The sequence below is a fragment of the Arthrobacter sp. Hiyo1 genome (genome assembly GCF_001263615.2).
GTDB lineage: Bacteria > Actinomycetota > Actinomycetes > Actinomycetales > Micrococcaceae > Arthrobacter.
On record NZ_DF952473.1, the window covers coordinates 366,310 to 368,175 of the forward strand.

1 protein-coding gene and 2 pseudogenes are annotated in these 1,866 nt (G+C 65.9%); 2 read left to right on the forward strand and 1 reads right to left on the reverse strand.

Going from position 1 to position 1,866, the window contains the following annotated elements; all coding sequences use genetic code 11:
- A pseudogene (locus AHiyo1_RS27095) lies at nt 1-251 on the reverse strand (TetR family transcriptional regulator); the annotation flags it as partial.
- 287 nt (nt 252-538) lie between these two features.
- Between AHiyo1_RS27095 and AHiyo1_RS17150 the strand changes: the two are divergent.
- Both AHiyo1_RS17150 and AHiyo1_RS17155 read left to right on the forward strand, forming a co-directional pair.
- A pseudogene (locus AHiyo1_RS17150) lies at nt 539-1,584 on the forward strand (agmatine deiminase family protein).
- Nucleotides 1,581-1,866, forward strand: a 286-nt coding sequence (locus AHiyo1_RS17155) for an amidase family protein (protein ID WP_253257414.1), incomplete at its 3' end; no start/stop codon positions are given. The pseudogene AHiyo1_RS17150 and the gene AHiyo1_RS17155, both read left to right, overlap by 4 nt.

The following is a 1,866-nucleotide window of genomic DNA, read 5'->3' on the forward strand; positions in this document are numbered from 1 at the left end:
CCCGCCTCGACCACGCGCTGCACCACGGCCTGCCATGCATCCATCTGCTCACGGACGCAGGCTGCGAGCGCCTCGTTCCGGCGCCCCAGGGTCCACGCCTCCACCCAGATGGCTGTGACGTCCAGGCGGCTGCTGTCCATGAGCGTTTCAAGGAGCATGCCGAGCTGTTCCAAGGGAGTCGGCTGCGCCTCCAGAAGGCCGGCAACCTCCTCGGTCTCCGCCGCCACGATGGTCGAGAAGATCCCCGCCACCAAGGCCTCCGCGTTGCTGATAATGCGCGACGAGGCCCGAGGCCACCCCTACCCGCGCTGCAACGTTCCGCAGCGTAATGGCGGAAAGCCCCTGCTCAAGCGCTATTTCCTTGGCGGCCTCGGCTATTTCGGCCGCGCGTTCGGCCGGCGTCTTCCGCGCAGCGCGTTTCTGTATGGTGCTTGACATCACACAACAGTCTAAAGTAGTTTTCCTGTTGTTGATCATGCGATCAATAAGAAATGACACCTCACACCACATTTCACCTCACAACACGGAGGAGACTTCCATGGCCTGGAGAATGCCAGCCGAAACCGCACCCCATGAGCGCACCTGGATGGCGTTCCCCCGCACTGGCCTGACCTTGGGCGACGACGCCGCTTCGGCGGAAGAAGCGTACGCGGCCTGGACCGCCGTCGCGCATGCGGTGTCCAAGTTCGAACCCGTCACCATGGTGGTCGACCCCAGCGAACGGGACAGGGCCAGCCGGATGCTCGGCGCCGGAATCGAACAGCTTGAGGCTCCCCTCGACGAATTCTGGATGCGCGACGTCGGACCCACCTTCGTCGTCGACGACGAACGGCCCGGAGTGCTCGGCGCAGTTGACTGGATCTTCAACGGCTGGGGCGCCCCGGCCTGGTCCGAATGGCAGAAGAGCGCTGGCATGGCCCGTTTTGTCGCCGAAGAATCCGGCGCTGAACTGGTCACTTCCTTGCTGGTCAACGAAGGCGGGGCCATCCACGTCGATGGCGAAGGCACCGTCCTCGTTACCGAAACCGTTCAGCTCGATCCACACCGAAACCCTTTCGCGGACAAGGCACGGGTCGAAGCGGAACTGTCGCGCACCCTGGGCACCACCCAGACCGTGTGGGTACCACGCGGTCTCACCCGTGACTACGAGGACCTCGGCACACGCGGCCACATCGACATGGTGGCCACCCTTCCCTCTCCCGGCCGGGTCCTGCTGCACTCGCAGACCAACCCGGGCCACCCCGACTTCGAGGTCAGCCGCACCCTGCAGCGGTTCTTCGAAACCCAGCAAGACGCGGCTGGCAAGCCGTTCGAGATCACGCTGCTTCCCGCGCCTGAGACCCTCCGCGACGACGAAGGCTTCGTCGATTGGAGCTATGTCAACCACCTCGTAGTCAACGGCGGCGTGATCGCATGCGGCTATGGCGAAGAGCGCGCTGACGCCCTGGCCGCGGAAATCCTGGCAGAGGCCTACCCGGGCCGCCGGGTCGTGACCGTGGACGCCGGCCAATCCTCGCCCGGGGCGGGGGAATCCACTGCATCACGCAGCAGCAGCCCACACTCAACGGGCCGGTGGCACGATGAGCCGCTTCGACGTCGTCGAGGCCTCCATCGCGCAGCTGCGCACCGCCCTGGAAGCCGGCACGGTGACCAGCCGGGAACTCACCCAGGCGTACCTTGACCGCATTGACGCCTACGACCGCAACGGCATCACGCTGAACGCACTGGTGGTGATGAACCCCGACGCACTCGCCGATGCCCGGGCCTCCGACGTGCGCCGGGCAAGCGGCACCGCCCTCGGGCCCCTCGACGGCATTCCCTACACCGCCAAGGACAGCTTTCTGGCCAAAGGGCTCACGGCCGCCG